This window comes from Phocaeicola faecium (assembly GCF_014837055.1).
In the GTDB taxonomy this organism is placed as follows: domain Bacteria; phylum Bacteroidota; class Bacteroidia; order Bacteroidales; family Bacteroidaceae; genus Phocaeicola; species Phocaeicola gallinarum.
Genome location: NZ_JACSPQ010000002.1, coordinates 158,209 through 177,063, shown reverse-complemented (window position 1 = coordinate 177,063; position 18,855 = coordinate 158,209). Strand labels below are relative to the sequence as shown.

Annotated in this window: 16 protein-coding genes and 1 tRNA gene; 6 read left to right on the top strand and 11 right to left on the bottom strand. The window is 40.5% G+C overall.

All coding sequences use genetic code 11. The features are described 5' to 3' along the window. Window position 1: 1 nt before the first annotated feature. Window positions 2-74, top strand: a tRNA-Lys gene (locus H9626_RS06290). A 193-nt stretch (window positions 75-267) separates the two neighbouring features. On the opposite strand, the gene H9626_RS06285 is transcribed toward H9626_RS06290, so the two are convergent. The 9 genes from H9626_RS06285 to H9626_RS06245 all read right to left on the bottom strand — a co-directional run bounded on the left by H9626_RS06285 (window position 268) and on the right by H9626_RS06245 (window position 10,978). Then, entirely contained in the window at window positions 268-993 is a 726-nt protein-coding gene (locus H9626_RS06285) for a hypothetical protein (protein ID WP_191709957.1), read from the bottom strand. Window positions 994-1,031: 38 nt separating this feature from the next. Further along, the gene (locus tag H9626_RS06280) at window positions 1,032-2,618 is read right to left on the bottom strand and encodes a hypothetical protein (protein ID WP_191709956.1); all 1,587 of its coding nucleotides are present in this window, start codon (window positions 2,616-2,618) and stop codon (window positions 1,032-1,034) included. Window positions 2,619-2,656: 38 nt separating this feature from the next. Next, window positions 2,657-3,682, bottom strand: coding sequence for a Cif family virulence factor (locus H9626_RS06275; protein ID WP_191709955.1), 1,026 nt, complete (start codon window positions 3,680-3,682; stop codon window positions 2,657-2,659). A 17-nt stretch (window positions 3,683-3,699) separates the two neighbouring features. Continuing rightward, a complete protein-coding gene (locus H9626_RS06270) occupies window positions 3,700-4,404 on the bottom strand; it encodes a hypothetical protein (RefSeq protein WP_191709954.1) in 705 nt (234 codons plus the stop codon). A 6-nt stretch (window positions 4,405-4,410) separates the two neighbouring features. Next, a complete protein-coding gene (locus H9626_RS06265; protein ID WP_225230901.1) occupies window positions 4,411-5,496 on the bottom strand; it encodes a hypothetical protein in 1,086 nt (361 codons plus the stop codon). 23 nt (window positions 5,497-5,519) lie between these two features. Beyond that, on the bottom strand, window positions 5,520-6,308 hold the full coding sequence (locus H9626_RS14875; protein WP_225230900.1) for an MORN repeat-containing protein: 789 nt from the start codon (window positions 6,306-6,308) through the stop codon (window positions 5,520-5,522). Window positions 6,309-6,391: 83 nt separating this feature from the next. Then, window positions 6,392-9,439, bottom strand: coding sequence for a tubulin-like doman-containing protein (locus H9626_RS06255; RefSeq protein WP_191709952.1), 3,048 nt, complete (start codon window positions 9,437-9,439; stop codon window positions 6,392-6,394). A 32-nt stretch (window positions 9,440-9,471) separates the two neighbouring features. Then, entirely contained in the window at window positions 9,472-10,083 is a 612-nt protein-coding gene (locus H9626_RS06250) for a hypothetical protein (RefSeq protein WP_191709951.1), read from the bottom strand. A 325-nt stretch (window positions 10,084-10,408) separates the two neighbouring features. Beyond that, window positions 10,409-10,978, bottom strand: a complete 570-nt coding sequence (locus H9626_RS06245; protein ID WP_191709950.1) for a flavodoxin — start codon at window positions 10,976-10,978, stop codon at window positions 10,409-10,411. A 215-nt stretch (window positions 10,979-11,193) separates the two neighbouring features. On the opposite strand from H9626_RS06245, the gene H9626_RS06240 reads away from it, so the two are divergent. Next, entirely contained in the window at window positions 11,194-12,129 is a 936-nt protein-coding gene (locus H9626_RS06240; RefSeq protein WP_191709949.1) for an EFR1 family ferrodoxin, read from the top strand. 74 nt (window positions 12,130-12,203) lie between these two features. Here the strand turns inward: H9626_RS06240 and H9626_RS06235 are convergent, their stop codons facing one another. Next, window positions 12,204-12,671 carry a flavodoxin gene (locus H9626_RS06235; RefSeq protein ID WP_225230899.1) on the bottom strand — a complete coding sequence of 156 codons (468 nt, stop codon included), beginning with the start codon at window positions 12,669-12,671 and terminating at the stop codon, window positions 12,204-12,206. A gap of 14 nt (window positions 12,672-12,685) precedes the next feature. Next, complete coding sequence (locus H9626_RS06230; RefSeq protein WP_191709948.1) at window positions 12,686-13,894, bottom strand: ROK family transcriptional regulator; 1,209 nt, start codon at window positions 13,892-13,894, stop codon at window positions 12,686-12,688. 383 nt (window positions 13,895-14,277) lie between these two features. Between H9626_RS06230 and H9626_RS06225 the strand changes: the two genes are divergently transcribed. The 4 genes from H9626_RS06225 (at window position 14,278) to H9626_RS06210 (ending at window position 18,839) form a co-directional block, all read left to right on the top strand. Beyond that, on the top strand, window positions 14,278-15,372 hold the full coding sequence (locus tag H9626_RS06225; RefSeq protein ID WP_191709947.1) for a cyclically-permuted mutarotase family protein: 1,095 nt from the start codon (window positions 14,278-14,280) through the stop codon (window positions 15,370-15,372). Between the two features lie 85 nt (window positions 15,373-15,457). Next, window positions 15,458-16,375 carry a dihydrodipicolinate synthase family protein gene (locus tag H9626_RS06220; RefSeq protein ID WP_191709946.1) on the top strand — a complete coding sequence of 306 codons (918 nt, stop codon included), beginning with the start codon at window positions 15,458-15,460 and terminating at the stop codon, window positions 16,373-16,375. A 6-nt stretch (window positions 16,376-16,381) separates the two neighbouring features. Further along, window positions 16,382-17,566, top strand: a complete 1,185-nt coding sequence (locus H9626_RS06215; protein WP_191709945.1) for an AGE family epimerase/isomerase — start codon at window positions 16,382-16,384, stop codon at window positions 17,564-17,566. A 40-nt stretch (window positions 17,567-17,606) separates the two neighbouring features. Then, window positions 17,607-18,839, top strand: a complete 1,233-nt coding sequence (locus H9626_RS06210) for an MFS transporter (protein ID WP_191709944.1) — start codon at window positions 17,607-17,609, stop codon at window positions 18,837-18,839. The last annotated feature ends 16 nt before the right edge of the window (window positions 18,840-18,855 follow it).

Here is an 18,855-nt window from a genome sequence, read left to right as displayed (position 1 = left end):
TGATTCAGTAGCTCAGCAGGTAGAGCACAACACTTTTAATGTTGGGGTCCTGGGTTCGAGCCCCAGCTGGATCACGGAAAGAATCAGAGAGTTACAACAAATAACTCTCTTTTTTTATGTCCAACTCGCCGATTTACGGCTCAACCGGAAATGACGGGATCAACGTAAAAACCTGAGGGAAAAGAAGCCCGCCATTGACGTTAACTTTGTCAATGACGGACAACTGGCTATTTTCTAATTTTATTTCGAACTCACGTTAAGTAACGATTATAACGAGAGGTCATCCAAACTTGGGATATCCATATTTTTCGATTCTTCCAAATCAGATTGCACCTCTGCCATTAATTTAGTAGTTTCAGTACATTGTGTAAAATCAATACCATTCACATTTGAAAGATCTGCATCTGCCATTTTCGGTAAACCCTCTTCCGTAAAAGTAGTCTGATAGGCTTCCAAAACAGTTTTAAGTTGTTTCAAATCTTTGTTAATACCTCTGATTTCTTTGATGTCTTTTGCAGAAAAAGCGAGGCCAGCCGCTGCACCCACTGCGGCTCCAGTAAGTGCTTCTTTCTTATTTTTTGAGAGCAACCCCTTAACCGCACCTAATGCTGCTCCACCTCCAACTTTTGCTAATATCTTACCATAGGCTTTCAGACGTACATTTACCATTTGCTGCACTACTGCCGGATCGTATATTTTATCATTTTCATCTACCACACGATAAGAAACTTTGACCGTTCCATCTTCATTTTTTATGGTGTCACCTTCTGCATTAAACTCTATTACTTTTTTCACCTCGAATTTCAGCGGAGTTTTTAAAATAGAATCTCTCTTGGCGTTTTCTTCACTATTTTCTGGTGTCAGAGTTTCAGTCTTTGGAGTAGTATCCGTAATTGCTTTAGTCATTTTTTTTAAAAATCCTTGAGCAGAAACTTCTGTAATAGCAGTTGTCAACATGATAACCACAGTCATCATCTTAATGATACTTTTCATTGTGTTTTAAATTTAAGTAAGTGAAACATTAATATAAATTAAAAATATTTATTCGTGCGTTTATACATTTTCAATCTAAATTGTTTTTCCAAATAAGTACCCTGAGCTTGCCTCATTAAATCATTCAAAGAAATATATGTAATTTTTATATCCTCATCAGTAGAAGGACAGAACACAAATCCTAAAGGAAGTTTTGTTCGATCAAGTTCTATCAATGCCCTTCCTTGCGTATCGGTAAGCCCTTCTTGTTTATATTGTTCAGGAGCTTTAGACATAATCTTTTTAAACTTCTTTGCTGATGTCAACGCTATGGAAGAAATGCCATCCATGCCATAATATGCCCATATTTCTACATCAGGGATAGCATCTCCTTCTGTGATGGTACGCCATTCTACTGTGGTAAAGCTAATTTTTAAAGGCATGTCTTCAAGAAGATTCTTTAATTTTTCAATTCTTGATGTATAAAAATCGTTAGGATTATAATTGTTTACCACATCCAGAAAAGCAATGGCAGCCGAAGCATATTTTGCAACCGCATCTTGAGTAGCATTGTCCTCTTTCTGCATTTTTAGAATTTTACTTATGGAAAACGCTGCCAATTTTTCATATCGAATACATGAATCACAAAGCGAAATACTCTCTTTAATAGCAGGTTTCATATTAATCACTACATCTTTCGAAGTAATAGCATTAATATAGGCCACACGAGCATCATCATATTTCCGCATATCAAATAGTCGAGCTCCTTCAGTCATATAAGCACTACATTCTGTTTTAAAGACCTCTTTCTCTATAACCAACGGTAATACTGCATAACACTTTTTTGAACGAGGTCCCATGTCGCTAATATCCAATACTAAATGATTGGTATTGTCTGAGTAAATTTCTATTGAAGTCAGCATCCTTAATTCATTTTCGGCTACTTGACATGCTTTATCAGCAAGGTCATGCCGGTCATAATCAGCATCGGTAGCCTGATTTGAATTTATCTTTTGTGTCAATTCATCATATTCTTTCTCAGCTTTTTCCACCTTCTCCCTTGCCGACAAAAGTTTTTTGATAGGAAAAACAACCGAAATTATATTGACATCTTTATCATTCAGGTTTGTCTTTCGTGTGATTTTTGCTTCCAAAAGATCAGGACATTTTACAATAAGATTTTTAATATTTGTAGTAAACTCTACTTCAGCAGCAGTGGCATCAAGATATGCGTCATTTCCTTTGGTTTGTTGTTCCATTCGAATAGGCGATGCTATTTCTTCTATACGATAGGCAATCATAAAATCGGGTTTAAGATTGGCTACAAATTCAGTTTTATACACATCTCCTCTTCTATTTACCTCTACTTTTGCCTGATGTGTATCTTCTTTATCTAAAATAACACGATACTCATAAAAACCGTTCTCTCCAACCTGCGTTGGATATATTATATCCACCTTTTTACTAGCATTTACTACACTAATCATTAATTTCTGATGTTTGGAAAGCAAAAGTAATCCATATTGACCATTAAGATTTTCTATGCAATCGGCATCCAAATCTCTACTATTAGAAATATATTCGGTTTGCGCCGTCATGGGACACAAGCAAACAAACAAAAACAGCATTAGCAAAATATGTTTCATGATGATGCAAATTAAAAGTTTATCGAAAACTATACAAACTACAAATCAAAACCGGCCAATGTAGAAATATCATCATCCGGTTGTTGCTTTTGCCCTGCTACATATTCAGGCTGCCATGTACGTACATGAATAATGGGATCTCCGCCATCTTCTGGAAATTCCCATAACAAAAATAAATAACCTTCATCACTATAATTGCTTGATTTCCATTCCTGCCTGAGCCGAACACCATACTTGGTTGGATCGATTTTCGACTGTGTAATACCTGCACATCCACCATTCTCTCCGTTTTCACCTATTTGACTAAATTTAACATCAATCCATTTATTGCGATGAAAAGCTTTCTTTAAATTAATGATATACTGTTGCTTACTCTGTTTAGTATATTCCACTTTTGCAGACAAAAGTTGCGTATCCCCTTGTTTCTGCATAATTACCTTACCTGTAATAATGAGAGCATCATCACTAAACATTTTTTCAATCGTTTCAATATCTTTCTGATTGTAAGCCGTACGGAAACGTTCCACATATTGCAAAATAATCATTTGCTTTTCTTTATCGACTACATTCCCACACCGCTCCATACTTTCTGCAGTATGGGCATCAAGTGCAAAACGAAAATCTGTAACATTTCCTTGCGCATCAAATTCTACCACAGCTTCTTGATAGTTACCTAAACCAAAATCTTCACCTTCTGGAGTAATAATCAAGGGAATATGATTCACCATCATAGAACCATCTTTAAAAATCCATATTCTTTCCACAACTTCTTCATCATCACAATAAAAAGGAGTTACTGCCCATATACGCAGAAGTGATTTAAGTGAAAAATCATCCATAGGCAACCCTTTAGTAGTAAGAATACTTTTTGCAGCTTGTGCCCGATTTATTTCAGAAAGAATCACACCCAAATTCTTTTCTGCTACCGTTAATGCAAGTGGACGTGGTGTATATTCATCAGTAAGTAACGTAACCGTTACGGCATCACACCTGTTTCCTATCCAGATACTGCAAATTAGTGTAAACAAAACGCAGATAATTCTATTCTTTACTATGTTTTTCATTGCTTTCTTATTAAACATTATTCATTTACTTCAAATCCAATAGCTCCGTGACCACTGTAATTAATTATCCCATCAGTTTTTCCTGTAGCTATATTTCGTCTTTGCTTTCCGGGGGAAAGAATTGCAACCACTTTTCCTGCTTTATTATAAATGGCCAAATAACAAACATCTCCATTTTCAAGCTGTCCATAACGTGCGTAATTTTTTATCTTTCCTTCGGCTTTCATTTGCTTTATCTGCTCAGCAAACTGATAATAGTCAGTATATTGCATTAATATCCTGACACATTCCGGTATTTTTTTTACGGAAGTTGATGAAGGTTCCACATCCGAATCCTCGGAATAAACATTTGTATTGCTAATAACTTCCGAATTTTCTACAGGAATAATATCACTTTTCTTTACATAAATAAAAGAGCGGAACATATTCCCTCGGGGAAGCGAAATAATACTCCATAAAGTTTGTGTATTATTCACAGCAAAATTGGCACTATTTTGGAGTTTCTTCTTGCCAGCCGCCCATGAATTAATTTCATCGTATAAAATTTCTTCAGCTAATTCTCGGGCTTCTTCTTCTGTTTCGGCCGTAGCCTCTCCGTAAAGGTAGAGACTACTTTTCTTGATGTTGTTCAGTTTCTTTTTGACATCTTCATTATTGTCAGCCATTATTCCCATTAAAGGTAAACAAGCCAATATAAAAACAAATAGTCTTTCTATTTTCATAACAGATTAATTATTTAAATCTTGTGTGAAAAATTTTTCCGTAACATTTTGAAGTGGAATATATGTATATACTGTTCCTGTAACAGAAATAGACTCTCCCTGTAATAAGCCCAACGGAAACCGTACGCTTAAAACGTGATTATAAGCCATTTCTCGATTAAGAGCAAACACCACAGCTGTAATTTCTTCTGGGTTATATGTTTTAATTCCTACATACATTTCACATTTTTCCAACTGACATAAGCCAATGAACTGTTGTAAACTTATATCGTCCACCTGCTTTTTACGGTAACCATAACAATCTATCGTAAGACGAAGTGGAATTTCATCTGGAAAAACTCCAGTAAGCAAAATGTTCTTGACAGAATAAACAGGCATTTTAGAATCAAGTATTAACGTTCTTTTGACACTATTCTCTTTAAGAAAAATATCGCTTCGTATCGAATCATTCAAATAGGTACCTTCGTTAGCTATAAGCAAGTTTCCTGAATGTACAACTTTTACATTTTCCCAATCAACAAGCAAATTATCATCGATAATAGGTAACACTCTTTTTATATTTCTTTCAAAAACTTCTTCTAATTCTATTGTATTAGCGCCAATTATAGATTGATAATCAACAGGAAAATAAAATTCTAATACGTGTGCACCCAAAGACCATTTCACTCGAAACTTACGATGTTCTATTTTATCAATAGTAACAGGAGTATCAGGGGTTACTTTTGCCAACATGGAAAGACTTCCTTGCGTACATTTTACATTATCGGCAAGTTTCTTCCTTTCTTGTGCTTCCTTATCTATATCCAAATCTTGTTCCAATGCATACCTTTCTATAAAATCAAGTGCTTCTCTTGGAGTATAATGCGAAGCTAACTGATGGTCAAACAATTTATAACCGATGTGTACCACATCTCCGAAATCATTAGTTCTAACTCTCAACATTCGTCCTTTATAAGTCCATACATTGTCATAATCCTGAGCAGGTTTCAATGTATCCGGAAGAACAAGTTCTATTGATTTTGCTATAACACTTAAACGCTTAATATAAAATGAAGGTGAGGCATACATTCCCGTAATGTATGCCATCATCATTATCAATATTATTTTTCGTTGAATCATGGTTTTATAGCAGTCTGTTCTCCATTATCATGATACCAATAACCGATACTACTAATACGTCCTTCACGAAAATCACCTTCAAATTTATCTCCGGGATTAGCAATAAAATCTTTTGATTCTACGATTTTATGTGAAGATGTATAAGTAATGGTACCGTGTCCGTGAGGCTTCCCATTTTTCAAATCCCCTACATACATGCCATACCCTAAATCCACTTTGCCATATCCGTCAATTACAGTCGGCTGTTTAGATACAGGAGTTTCTTGAACCTTATCTTCGCTTACCTCTACTTTGGGTTGCATCGTATCAACAGCTTTAGCGGAAGATTCCATTGTATTAATAACGTCAGAATCTTTCGTCACGTCTACCGGAGTTTCTTTCTGTTCTTTTTGGGGTACTATCGTTTGAGACTTTGGTCTCACCACATAAACAACTATAAGGCAAACTAAAATGATAGCTACAGCCCCGATTATAACTTTCTTTCCGTTACGTTCCCACCAAGTAGTTGGAGGCGGGCATTCTCGTAACGCTTTTCCACACTCTTCACATACGAACTCCTTACGAGCAAGTATTTTCTGTACTTCTTTTGATTTACATTTAGAACACCCTTCGTTTAAGCAAATTCCATATCTGAAACGTATACGTTCTTCTCTATTTCTATTATTCATGATTACAATCGTTTTAAAGTTTAATTTTAATTCATTTATTCCCTTTGAACCTTGCAAATTTTCCGGTTCAACTGAAAACGTTAAAAAAACCGCCGCTATTCTGTCGCAAAAACTCATTGATCTTATTCAGAAGACCTACTCATTCATTTGATAGAATTTTAATGCATCGCTATAAAGCCCAATAAAAGTCAAACAGGCTTTTACTTCATCGGAGGCAAGGGAGGCATTGTCGGCATAGCAGGAGGAGCAAACAGGGTTTGCAATACAGGTACCTGCCCAGCAGGAGTCCATGCCGAAAGTCCTTCCATCCAGACCATGCTTTGAGCCACCAATTGCCCATTTTGTACCATTTGCTTACATGTATCCCAATTATACGGTCCATATTGTTGCCCATTAACAGCCATAAATAGACTAATGTTCGGCTGTGGAATGAGAGGAGGAGGCACAGCAGCTCCTACCATAGGCTGTGAAGATATTGGCGGTTGTACACTTGCCATTTGCTGAGTCTGTCGATTCGCCAGTTTTTGAGCAACGATCTCTTCGGCATTCTCAACAGCAAAAAGTGAAGGTAATTGACTTCCGTCACCCTCGCTATGTAAAAGAATGGCATTACTCATATCGGTATTAGGATTACCTGTATGTAAAAACTGTTCATATCGTTGCTTATATGGTTCCATCCATTTTATGGCACGCATTGGGAAGCAATAGGCAACAGTAATAATGGACAACTCGTCTTTACGTGGGCTATTCCGATTAATATTAATTGTTGTACGAGCCGTACTTTGATTGAATGAGTTTTTAAACGCATCTTCCAACTTATCCGCAAAACGTTTCAATCCTTCGTTTTTATCGGGCGAAGGTATAGACACCAAAATGGTTTTCTTATTAATGCTGGCAGGATTAGTAGGACTCAAATTGCCTTCATTATTCCTTAGATGTAACTGAATTTGATCATTATTCAATTTAAGATATACTCCACTTTGGTTAACAATTTTCGAAGCGAAAGCCTTAATATCATCGTCAGTTTTTAATTTTTGCTGCAACTGAGTAAGTATATTAAGTCCCAATACTTTTTTATCGCTATCTGTCTTTTCATCATGCTTGGCCTTTATGATTTGAGTCAATTTGATATCAAAAGCATCTTTTATATCCTCCACATTAATACTTGTAGCCAAAACACCAAAATTAACAAAATCATTCAAAGACAATATAGATTCGCGTAGCTGGCGGGCAATATTAGGCATTTCAATTTTGTCAGTCTTAACATCCATCTCAAATTCGCTCATGGTTTCATCTTCACTGACTTCAATAATGGCACCCTTCATGTCTTCCAATCCTTTATTTACTTTGCGCTGAGCCATAATAAGACGTTCTGTTTCTTCTATGGCTTCATTAATTTTTTGGCCAAAAGCAGATATATCAGCATCCATCTTTCCTAATTCAACAGATATTTTGGCAGCAAGTTTCTTTGCGAACTCTAATGCGACCAACATGGTTTTCGAAGTATAATAACTTGTCAGAATATCTTGATGCTCAGCATAACGTCGTGCACCTGCATTTACCATACGCTGTAAAATACCAAGCCGACTCCATTCTTGTGCATTATCAATGCGATCTTGGTCACATAACTCATAGTTTTCCTTCTCTTCCTTCGATTTTGCTTCAAGCTCGATACGGATTTCACCAATACGTTCGAGTAACAATTTAGAAATTTTCTGTAACTCTACAATGGCAATATCACCGAGCATCCATTTTTCAAAAAGATCATTCTCTATTTTATGACGAACCTCACGAGCCATCTCAGGTATTGCACGTTCTTTTCCCTGATAGAAACTTTCTACTCCATCTTCACGGAAATGGTTGCTGTAAAATTCGCCCATAATATTATCAAGCTCATTCAGTGGACAACTTGCTTTTTGAGCCTCTGCAGCGTAACCTATAGCTTTATCATGCCAATAATCATTAAATTTAGAGTAATCAGCATCCGATTCAAGAATTTTTTGCTCCAATGTCAAATGGTTATCATCAAGCATCCATTGAGCCAGTTTCTCCTTATTCAAATAATCTTTGCGGTAATCTTTATTCCGTTCTTCATTAGTAAATCCTTGATTTTCTCTCCAGTTATTATACTTAAACTGATATAGAATACTTTCACCCACAGTATAAGTAATATGTTTCAACACGCGGAGTTCGGGATACATCACACGCTTAATGCCAAAAGAACATATTTTTTTTGTTCGTGCAATCGGAACAATTTTATTTTCATCCGCAATGCCTGTTTCATCATATTCAAAGGCAAAATCATCCATGTTTTCAAAATTGAAAGCACGTAACATATCATCATTTACCTTATCTTCTTTATTGATGAAAAAAATACGAGCAAATACATAGTCGCTTACAATCTTCGGTAATTCTGATAATGAATTTATCGTAAGACCATTTTCATTTACATTGCTATATACAGTAAGACCATCGGCCACTCCTTTAATTCTTACGCTGAAAAGTTGGGCGGCATCTTTTCCTATTACATCGTGTGGATTCCAACGTCCAGCCTGCAAAGCATTAAGTTCATTCATTGCCGCATAGCCATTTTGGTAATACCTCCCTTGATCCATGTCGCTTTTGGGAAGATCCATTTCAGGAATCATAACATATACTAAAATCTTAGCATTGGGATACGTCTTTCTTGCTTGTACAATCGCATCTACAACCGCTCCTGAGCCTGTTCCACCCGCTAATCCTGCAAATATATGTATATTATTATATGATGAATCGCCAGAAATATCCACACAGCGTGCAAAAGCATCTCTCAAACTATTTATATAACCTATAGCATTGGCCGCAAATAACAAACGTCCCGCACGACGTTTCTGCCCAGCAGCTTGTCCCAAAGAGCCGATAGCACTCCTAACTGCTTCTACATTATTTACGATTCCTTTTACTGGCGGATAATTATTTATATGAGACAATATATGTTCTACATCCACTGCCTTGATGTTCAAAAATTCATTGTTAGTAAACGAAGCATCCTGCCCCATCACACGAAAATCAGGGCGAGCCTTTCCATCTTTCGGCATCATTTCATAAGTAGAGTCAATATAAAGCAAAGAAATCGGTAGCTTTTTTCGCTCTTCCTGTGTAGGAAACTCTTCAAACATTCTCATTTTGAAAGCACGTAATATTTTTCCTCCCGTACCTCCTAAGCCTACTAAAATGTGGTTTTGATCGCAAAAATTTATATTATCCATTGTTTTGTGTTTTATATATTCTATCAAAGTATTTATCTTCGTCTTCTATAATTGACCCGCTGTTTATTCGGACGGCTGACGGAACGTCCCCCATAAGTACGGCGAGTTGATAAAGAGCGCCCGCTTTGATAACGCCCGGATATACTCTTTATTATAGCTACAGCCCCAATAAAAACGAACAACAAACTCCAACCTATACGCCGAAGAATGAACCAGTTCATAACACTTCTCAGTTCATCTGCCATTGCTTTAGCGATAGTTGCTGGAGTATGTCCTTCAAAATCAGCCATATTAACATAATATCCTACCAACGGCCATGTTTCACTTATTTGATTCAAAATAAGTTGACTATCTTCTTGTGAAAATCTATTATTCAAAGGTATTTTATCAACAATTTGATTGATAGCTATTTCTATATCATCACAATACGATTTTATGGTAACAGCTCCACAGAACAAAACAGATTGGAAAGCAAGAAAAAAGAAAAGAATAAAACCGCAAATAAAACTCATAGGGGTAAATGTATCCACTTTCCACCACAATTTTACAAAAACAAACATTAGACCAATCCCCGCAATAGTCAATATGATACCTAATAGCAGACTACCCATGGAGTAAGTCAAAATGTTAAATAATGCATTCATAGTTTTTCATAATTTTATTTATGGTAAAATTCATTCACCCCATTCTCACAATAAAATAGGGAGAAACAACTTTATTCTTCCATAGATTTACAATTAGACAAAAAGTAAAAATATATTATACACAACACAGCAAAAGTAAAAATATATTTCAATAAAAGACATCACCCCCAGTTATCACGCGCGAAAGCATATAGGAAAGAGACGAGAGATGCCTTTTCTCTGATAAAAAATTCTACCCATACCGTCAACCAATTCTATAGGTAGAATCAGGTAACGCATCCGCATGAACCAAGTAACGCTACCCGTAGTGTTTTCGTGAAGTAAATTATCTGATTATGTGGATGGTACGTAACCACTCTTCTACGTCACCCCCTGAGTAGGTTCGCAGGTGGGTAGCGGACAGGGTTACTTCATGTATCTTTTCGACAGACTGCTGAAGGTATTCCGTAGAGCCGTATGTAAAGAAGGGGACGATTATCTTTCCGCCCAAATCATAATTCTCAAGAAAGGTGCAGACTACCATTGCCGGATTATGCCACCAAATGGGAGAACCAACAAAAACAACGTCATAATCATCCACATCAGTGGGCAGGTTTGCCACACCCGGACGGAGGTCGTTATACGATTCATTCTGAATACGGTCGCTGTCATCGTATGGATTAACGGCATACGGCTCGGAGGGCTGAATGCGGTACACGTCGGCACCTGTGGCTTCCACAATTTGGTTGGCAAGGCGTTCCGTATTTCCGGTCTGTGAGAAATAGGCAACCAATATCCGGCGATTGCCATCATACTCCACTTCATCAGCCGGATAATTCGGGTTGAAATCGTCTTGACAAGACGTTACAAAACATACGGTTAATGCCGCCAATACCAATAAATAAAACTTTCTCATAATCTTTTTCTTTTTAGTTCCTGATAATGCAAAATTAGCCGATGGGCAGAAAGCCGGCACTATCCTGATAACAGATTAGAGTATAACTTTTACAGATGCGGGATGCTTACAGCCTCATCTGTAAAAAATATATGATAATCAGTTTTTTGTATAAGCGAAGTAACGCCACAGTCTCCTACTTTTGTGATATGAATTATCAAATACCATTGAATAAAATGAAACAAGAAAAAGGTATTACACGAAGAGAGGCACTGAAACGGATGGGGCTGCTGATGGCAGGTACGGCGGCGAGTTTTACCGGCGTATCGACACTGACGGCTTGCGATAAAGTGCAGAGAAAACGCATTATTCTGTATTTCACCGGAACGGGTAACTGCCTGTATGTGGCGCGCCAACTTGCCGACAAGGAGACGGAAATACTCAGCATCCCTCAAATGGTCAAACAAAGCAGGTATTATTTCGAAGCCGACGAAATCGGGGTTGTTTATCCCATCTATGGGCACATGCCTCCCAATATGGTACGGAACTTCATCAAGCAGGCGAAGCTGAAGGCATCTTATAAGTTTGCCATCTTAACGTACGGCAACCGCAAATGCGACGCTGCAGAGATTTGGCAGCGGATTTCGCAGGAGGCAGGCAATCCGTTCGATTATATCACCACGATGATAATGGTGGACAACTGGCTGCCCAATTTCGACATGAATGAACAGATAAAGATAGATAAGGGAATCCCTGCAAACCTCCGGCGCATATCGGAAGACCTTTCGCATAAACGGAAGTGGCACGAACCGGTGACGGAAGAAGAACGGATGCAGCATCAGGAGTTTCTGCAACGGACCGGACTTGACCCGGCAAAAGGTTTCCAACTGCTTTGTCAGGATTATTTCGTTGTAACCGACCGCTGTATCGGTTGTGCCGCTTGTGTAGAGGTATGTCCGAGGGGCAACTACAAAATGACTTCACAGGGTGTAAAAATGGAAGGCGATTGCGAATTCTGTTTCGCCTGCATACAGAACTGCCCGCAAAGAGCTATCGGGTTTTCAAAAGGCGAACGCAATCTGCTTGTAAGAAACGGTGAGAAGAATCCGGAGGCGCGATACCGTAACGAGCATGTTTCACTGTGGGACATCAAGGCATCAAACCGTCAGTAGCACTGAAAACTGATTGTCTCACCCCGGATTTGCAGATATATTTCATCCGGGGTGAGACTTGCCAAGCCAAGTTACTATTGGCCGAAGCCCATTTTCTGCAACCAATTTTGTACAGATGTTTCGGATGCACCCACGTTGTTGCGTGAGATGGCAAGTCCTTTCCGCATTTTAGCACCTTTCTCCAACGAGGCAATGGTTTTCTCTGTCTGTGAGAAGCGGCTGCCTCCATGCGTACAGAAAGGTATCAGCGTTTTGCCCGTAAAATCGTATTCATCGAAAAACGAATAAAGAGGCATCGGCATGTCATACCACCAGTTAGGGAAACCGACGAATATCACATCGTAATCCTTCAGATTCCTGATATGGGTAGCCAGTTTCGGGCGTACCTTTCCGTCGGCTTCTTTTTTGGCTGCGTCAATCAGTTCTTTATGCGTACCGGGATAGGTTTGTTCGGTTTTTATCTGAAACAAATCCCCACCCGTTTTTTGGCTGATAAGGGTTGCCACATATTCCGTATTACCATAGAGTTTGCCGTTTACCAAGACACGGCTTGCAATTATAATTCGAACAGGTCATTCCGCGCCAGCAGGCAAGCGCCTACCATTCCTGCTTTATTTTGCAATTTCGATAAAATAATCGCCGAATCACGGTTTACAAGGTTCAATGAGTATTTACGCACTGCTGTCTTTACGGGTTGCAATATATAATCTTCCGTTTGGGCCAAACTTCCTCCAATGACAACCAGTTCGGGATTAAACAGATTAATCAATCCTGCCAAATACCGTCCGAGTTTTCGCCCAATCTCTTCCACCAGCTCGATGCACAACATGTCCTCCTTATTGGTGGCTTCTACGATTTCTTCCAACGTCACTTCATCGGTAGCCGAAAGAATCTTTTGCGCAAGAATGGAGTTTTGCCCATCTCTTACTTTCTCGCAAAGCAGACGGTGAAGCGCCTGCCCGGAAACCTCAGTCTCCAAGCATCCTTTTTTGCCGCATCGACAGATAATCTCATTATCGAACACGCTGAAATGTCCGAACTCACCTGAAAATCCGGAACGTCCTTCGTACATTTTCCCATCAATAATAAAAGCAGCTCCAAGTCCCCAACTGATATTGATGAAGACAATGTTCTTTTCTCCCTGAACCGCACCTTTCAAAAGCTCTCCATACGCCATGGCACGGGTGTCGTTATCGATTCTGACAGGAATGCCGATTCTGTCGCTCAGCACCTCACACAGCGGACGTTCTTCGAAATTGAACATACTGTAACTGTATCCCTGCTCAGGGTTGACACGACCGGATATATTCACACCGATCTGGAGAATCTTGTCTCTCACGCTGTTATGCCTGTCAAGAAAGTCGGTTATATGGCGAACCAGCGTTTCCAGCCCGTTCTGGTTATTCTCAAGCTGGCAGTCCACCCCTATCTGACAGTCCACCATATCGCCTGTAAAGTTCATCAAACCGATGTTCAAACAAAACGTTTTGATGTCTACCCCCACGGTATAGGCAGCATCGGGATTCAAGCCATACACATTAGGCGGTCGTCCTTCACTGGTTTCCTGTTTCCCGTAGTTGACAATGTACCCCGATTCAACCATTTCCATCACGAACTTGGTTACCGTAGGTACACTCAAATCAATTTCTTTCGCTAAGTCAGGAATCGTAGAAAAATGGTTATGCATCAGATAAGAAATAATCCGCTTATGGGTCATCATACCTTTCGTTCCGCTTCCTAACTCCTCTATCAACTTATGTACCATAAAAATGTTATTTTGCAGTTAGAGGAGGCTAAAATACACAATTATCTTAAACGAACCAACCGGATTTAAACATTAATTGAACTTATTTAGATTTTCCCACGCGTCGAAAGCACACGTAAAAATCAGAGACCGTCATCCCCCAAAAAACGCAACCGTTAGTGTTATTCATTTCATGCGGTAGTGTTGACCGGTTCTCCGAATAGAGTTAGCCAGTTCTCCGAATAGCGTTTCAAGCCGGGTCAGTCCAGATAAAACAATTATTTTAGAGCCAGCAGAACAGCCTCATTATCAAGCACAAAATAGAAAAACATCTCTTTTATGAGCGCCCGACAGATTTTTTTCATTACTTTAGAGCAACCAAATCACAAAAATCATCTAACAGTATGAAAAAATTAATGCTATTTCTTACCCTTGTTATCTTATCGAAAGCATACGCTTACGCCGACAACTTCAACTCTTTCCAACTCCCCAACTACCCCATAGAGAAAGGTGTTTCAGCTCCTTTCGCCGGATTCATAGGAGATTGGCTGATAGTAGGCGGAGGATGTAATTTCCCCACCAAGCCGGCCGCCGACGGAGGAAGTAAAGTGTATTATAAGGAATGTTATGCCATAAACACACGCTCAAAGGCTCCGGAGTGGACACAAATAACCGACTTGCCTCTGCCTGTGGCATACGGTTGTGCGGTAGAGACCACACAAGGATTGGTTTGCATAGGAGGCATGAATGCCGATTCGTGTCTTACGAGCGTTTTTCTGATCGAGCCCCAAAAGAACAAACGCGGTTTTTCCATACGCACACTTCCCTCATTGCCTCAAACAATCGACAATGCATCGGCGACAGCAATAAACAATGTCATTTACATAACCGGAGGAAACCAGCAGAATAAAGGGAAATCACTCTTCCGGTTTAATCTGAATTCAGGAACAGGATGGGAAACATTGCCCTCCTATCCCGGACCGCAACGAACCCAGCCGATACTTGTCAACGACCGTCGCCATTTGTATTTGGCAGGAGGATTTCAAGCTCCCACGAAAGAAACGGAAAGTATCTTGTCGGACGACATCTTATGCTTTAATACGGAACGTAATCAATGGGAGTATTTCTCGGAAATACCTAACGAGGAAGACGGTGAAAAACGTTGCTTGGTTGGAGGAGCAGGCACACAAACGTCCACCCATTTCATCCTTACCGGAGGAGTTAATTACACCATTTTCAAAAACGCTATCGAAGGAAAAACCGATAAAGATTACATGCGCAAAAATCCGATGTGGTATAAATTCAACGATGATGTTCTGTTTTTTAATTTCAAACAGAAAAAATGGTCAGTTCACCCCAATACATTCGGAATGGCCCGCGCAGGAGGCATATTGCTGTATCACAACGACTGCCTGTATATGATATGCGGAGAAATCAAACCGGGCATCCGTACCCCTGAGATTATTATTTTGCCGGATATAAAAAGCCTAATTAGATAAAAATAAAGAGGTAAAAGATTGGATTATAAAATAAATATCCTTATTTTTGCCTTATTAAATAAATTTATTTACAAAATAAGCTGTTATGGAAAGAATCATTGGATTAATTGATGCTCCGTTCACTCCCTTTTACGAAAATGGAGAAGTGAACTATGAACCCATTGAAAAATATGCGCAGATGCTGGCTAAAAACGGTCTGAAAGGCGTATTCATTAACGGTTCATCAGGCGAGGGATACATGCTGACCGAAGAAGAACGCATGAAATTGGCTGAACGATGGATTGAAGTCGCTCCTGAAGGTTTCAAAGTAATCGTACACGTAGGAAGCTGTTGTGTAAAAGCAAGCAAGATGCTTGCCGAACACGCACAAAAAATCGGAGCTTGGGGTATCGGCGCAATGGCTCCTCCTTTCCCCAAAGTAGGCCGAATTGAAGAATTGGTAAAATACTGTGAAGAGATAGCAGCAGGAGCACCCAACCTGCCTTTCTATTATTATCACATTCCGGCATTCAACGGCGCTTACCTCCCGATGCCTGCGTTCTTGGAGGCTGTAGACGGACGTATCCCGAATTTCGCCGGAATCAAATATACTTACGAAAGCATTTACGAATATAACCAATGCCGCTTATACAAGAACGGCAAATACGACATGCTTCACGGACAAGATGAAACAATTCTTCCGGCACTGGCCATGGGCGGAGCGCAAGGCGGAATAGGCGGCACTACAAACTATAACGGCAAAAACTTGGTGGGCATCATCGAGGCATGGAAAAACAATGACATTGAAAAGGCACGCGAACTGCAAAACTTCTCGCAGGCGGTAATCAATGTTATCTGTCACTATCGCGGCAATATCGTAGCCGGCAAGCGTATCATGAAACTCATCGGTTTGGATTTGGGTAAAAACCGCACGCCGTTCCAAAACATGACCGACGAGGAAGAAGCACGCATGAAGGCGGAACTAGAAGCTATCAATTTCTTTGAACGTTGCAATAAATTCTAAGCTGCCATGAACCTTGATTCTTACCTCAGTTATTGGGCTAATCTGTATAAAGAAGATATGCTCAACGATATCATGCCGTTCTGGATGGAACACGGACTCGACAAGACACACGGGGGTGTTTACACGTGTGTTGACCGTAAAGGAGAGCTGATGGATTCGACCAAATCGGTATGGTTTCAAGGACGATTTGCCTTTACCTGCTGTTTTGCTTATAATCACATAGAACAGAAACAGGAATGGCTGGACGCAGCGAAAAGTACACTCGACTTCATCGAGGCTCATTGTTTTGACAAAGACAGAAGAATGTATTTCGAAGTAATGGCAGACGGAACGCCGTTGAGAAAGAGAAGATATGTATTCTCTGAAAGTTTCGCCGCCATTGCCATGGCTGAATATGCACTGGCTACCGGAGACCAAAGCTATGCGCAAAAGGCATTGGAAGTGTTTAAAGACATGCGGCGCTTCCTTCATACTCCGGGTATATTGGAACCCAAATACCTGCCTACGGTACAGATGCAGGGACACTCTATCACTATGATTATGATTAATGTGGCAAGCTGTGTCAAAAAAGTGATTAGTGACCCGGAATTAGACCAACAAATAAACGAATCATTACAGGCGCTTAAGAACTATTTTATCCATCCGGAATTTAAGGCTTTGCTGGAGACGGTAGGTCCGAATGGTGAATTTATCGATACCATCAACGGACGAACCATCAATCCGGGGCACTGTATCGAAACGTCTTGGTTCCTCTTCGATGTGGCACGTGACCGTGGCAACGACAAAGAGTTGATTGATTTAGGACTCACCATCCTCGACTGGTCATGGGAATGGGGATGGGATAAAGAGTTCGGCGGTATCATCAACTTCCGGGATTGCAAGAACTTGCCCGCACAAGACTATTCGCAGGATATGAAGTTCTGGTGGCCTCAAACCGAGTCAATCATCGCTACGCTATATGCTTATAAACTCACTCAAGACCCGAAATACTTGCAGATGCACCGTCAAATCAGCGAATGGACATACGCTCATTTCCCCGACCATGAATACGGCGAATGGTATGGTTACCTGCATCGCGACGGTTCGGTGGCACAACCGGCAAAAGGCAATCTGTTCAAAGGGCCATTCCATATCCCTCGAATGATGACCAAAGCATATACTTTATGCCAAGAAATACTTGCCGGAAAATAATCCGGCAAGTTCCATTTTGTAAACAGAAAATTGATACGACATGAAAAATACCAAAATTTACCCGTGGGTTGTAGTGGCTTTATTGTGGGGCGTAGCGCTGTTAAACTATATGGACCGGCAAATGCTGAGTACCATGAAAGACGCCATGCAGATAGACATCGTGGAACTACAATCTGCAACCAATTTCGGAAGGCTGATGGCTGTATTTCTTTGGATTTACGGTATCATGAGTCCCTTTGCGGGGATGATAGCCGACCGTCTTAACAGAAAATGGCTGATAGTAGGAAGTTTGTTCGTGTGGTCGGGAGTGACTTACCTGATGGGGATTGCCGACACATATCATCAGATATTCTGGCTGCGTGCCATCATGGGTATCAGCGAAGCGCTGTACATACCTGCCGGACTTTCACTCATCGCCGATTATCATACAGGACGTTCGCGTTCGCTTGCCGTGGGAATACACATGACCGGACTTTATACGGGACAGGCGATTGGAGGATTCGGGGCAACGGTGGCTGCTGCTTTTTCTTGGCACACTACCTTCCACTGGTTCGGAATCATCGGAATTGCATACGCGGTCATACTGATGTTGTTCTTAAAAGATAAGAAAATGGAAGTCATCCCGGACAAACCGCTTGCAGAGTCTCCTCAGAAAGAAAGTCTGGGAAAGGGCTTGAAGAAACTGTTCGGCAACGTGGCTTTCTGGGTTATCTTGTTTTATTTCGCTGCGCCCAGCCTGCCGGGATGGGCTACCAAGAACTGGCTTCCCACGCTGTTTGCCGAGAACCTGAATCTCCCGATGGCTGAAGCCGGACCGATTTCGACCATCACCATCGCCGTGTCTTCGTTTATCGGTGTGATAGTGGGCGGAAGTTTATCCGACCGCTGGGTACAGAAGAACCTGCGTGGGCGTGTCTACACCGGAGCTATCGGACTGGGGCTGACCATTCCTTCGCTGTTGCTGCTCGGATTCGGACATCACATCGTTGCCGTCATCGGTGCGGGATTGCTATTCGGTATCGGTTACGGAATCTTCGATGCGAATAACATGCCTATCCTGTGCCAGTTTGTTTCTGCCCGGCAACGCGCCACGGCATACGGCATCATGAACATGACGGGCGTATTTGCCGGGGCTCTTATCACCGACCTGCTGGGACAGTGGACCGACGGCGGTAACTTGGGAATGGGATTTGCCATGCTGGCGATTGTAGTGGCTGCGGCACTTTGCGCACAGCTTTACTTCTTACGCCCGAAAACAGATAATGTTGAATAAAAAAACCTATACATAC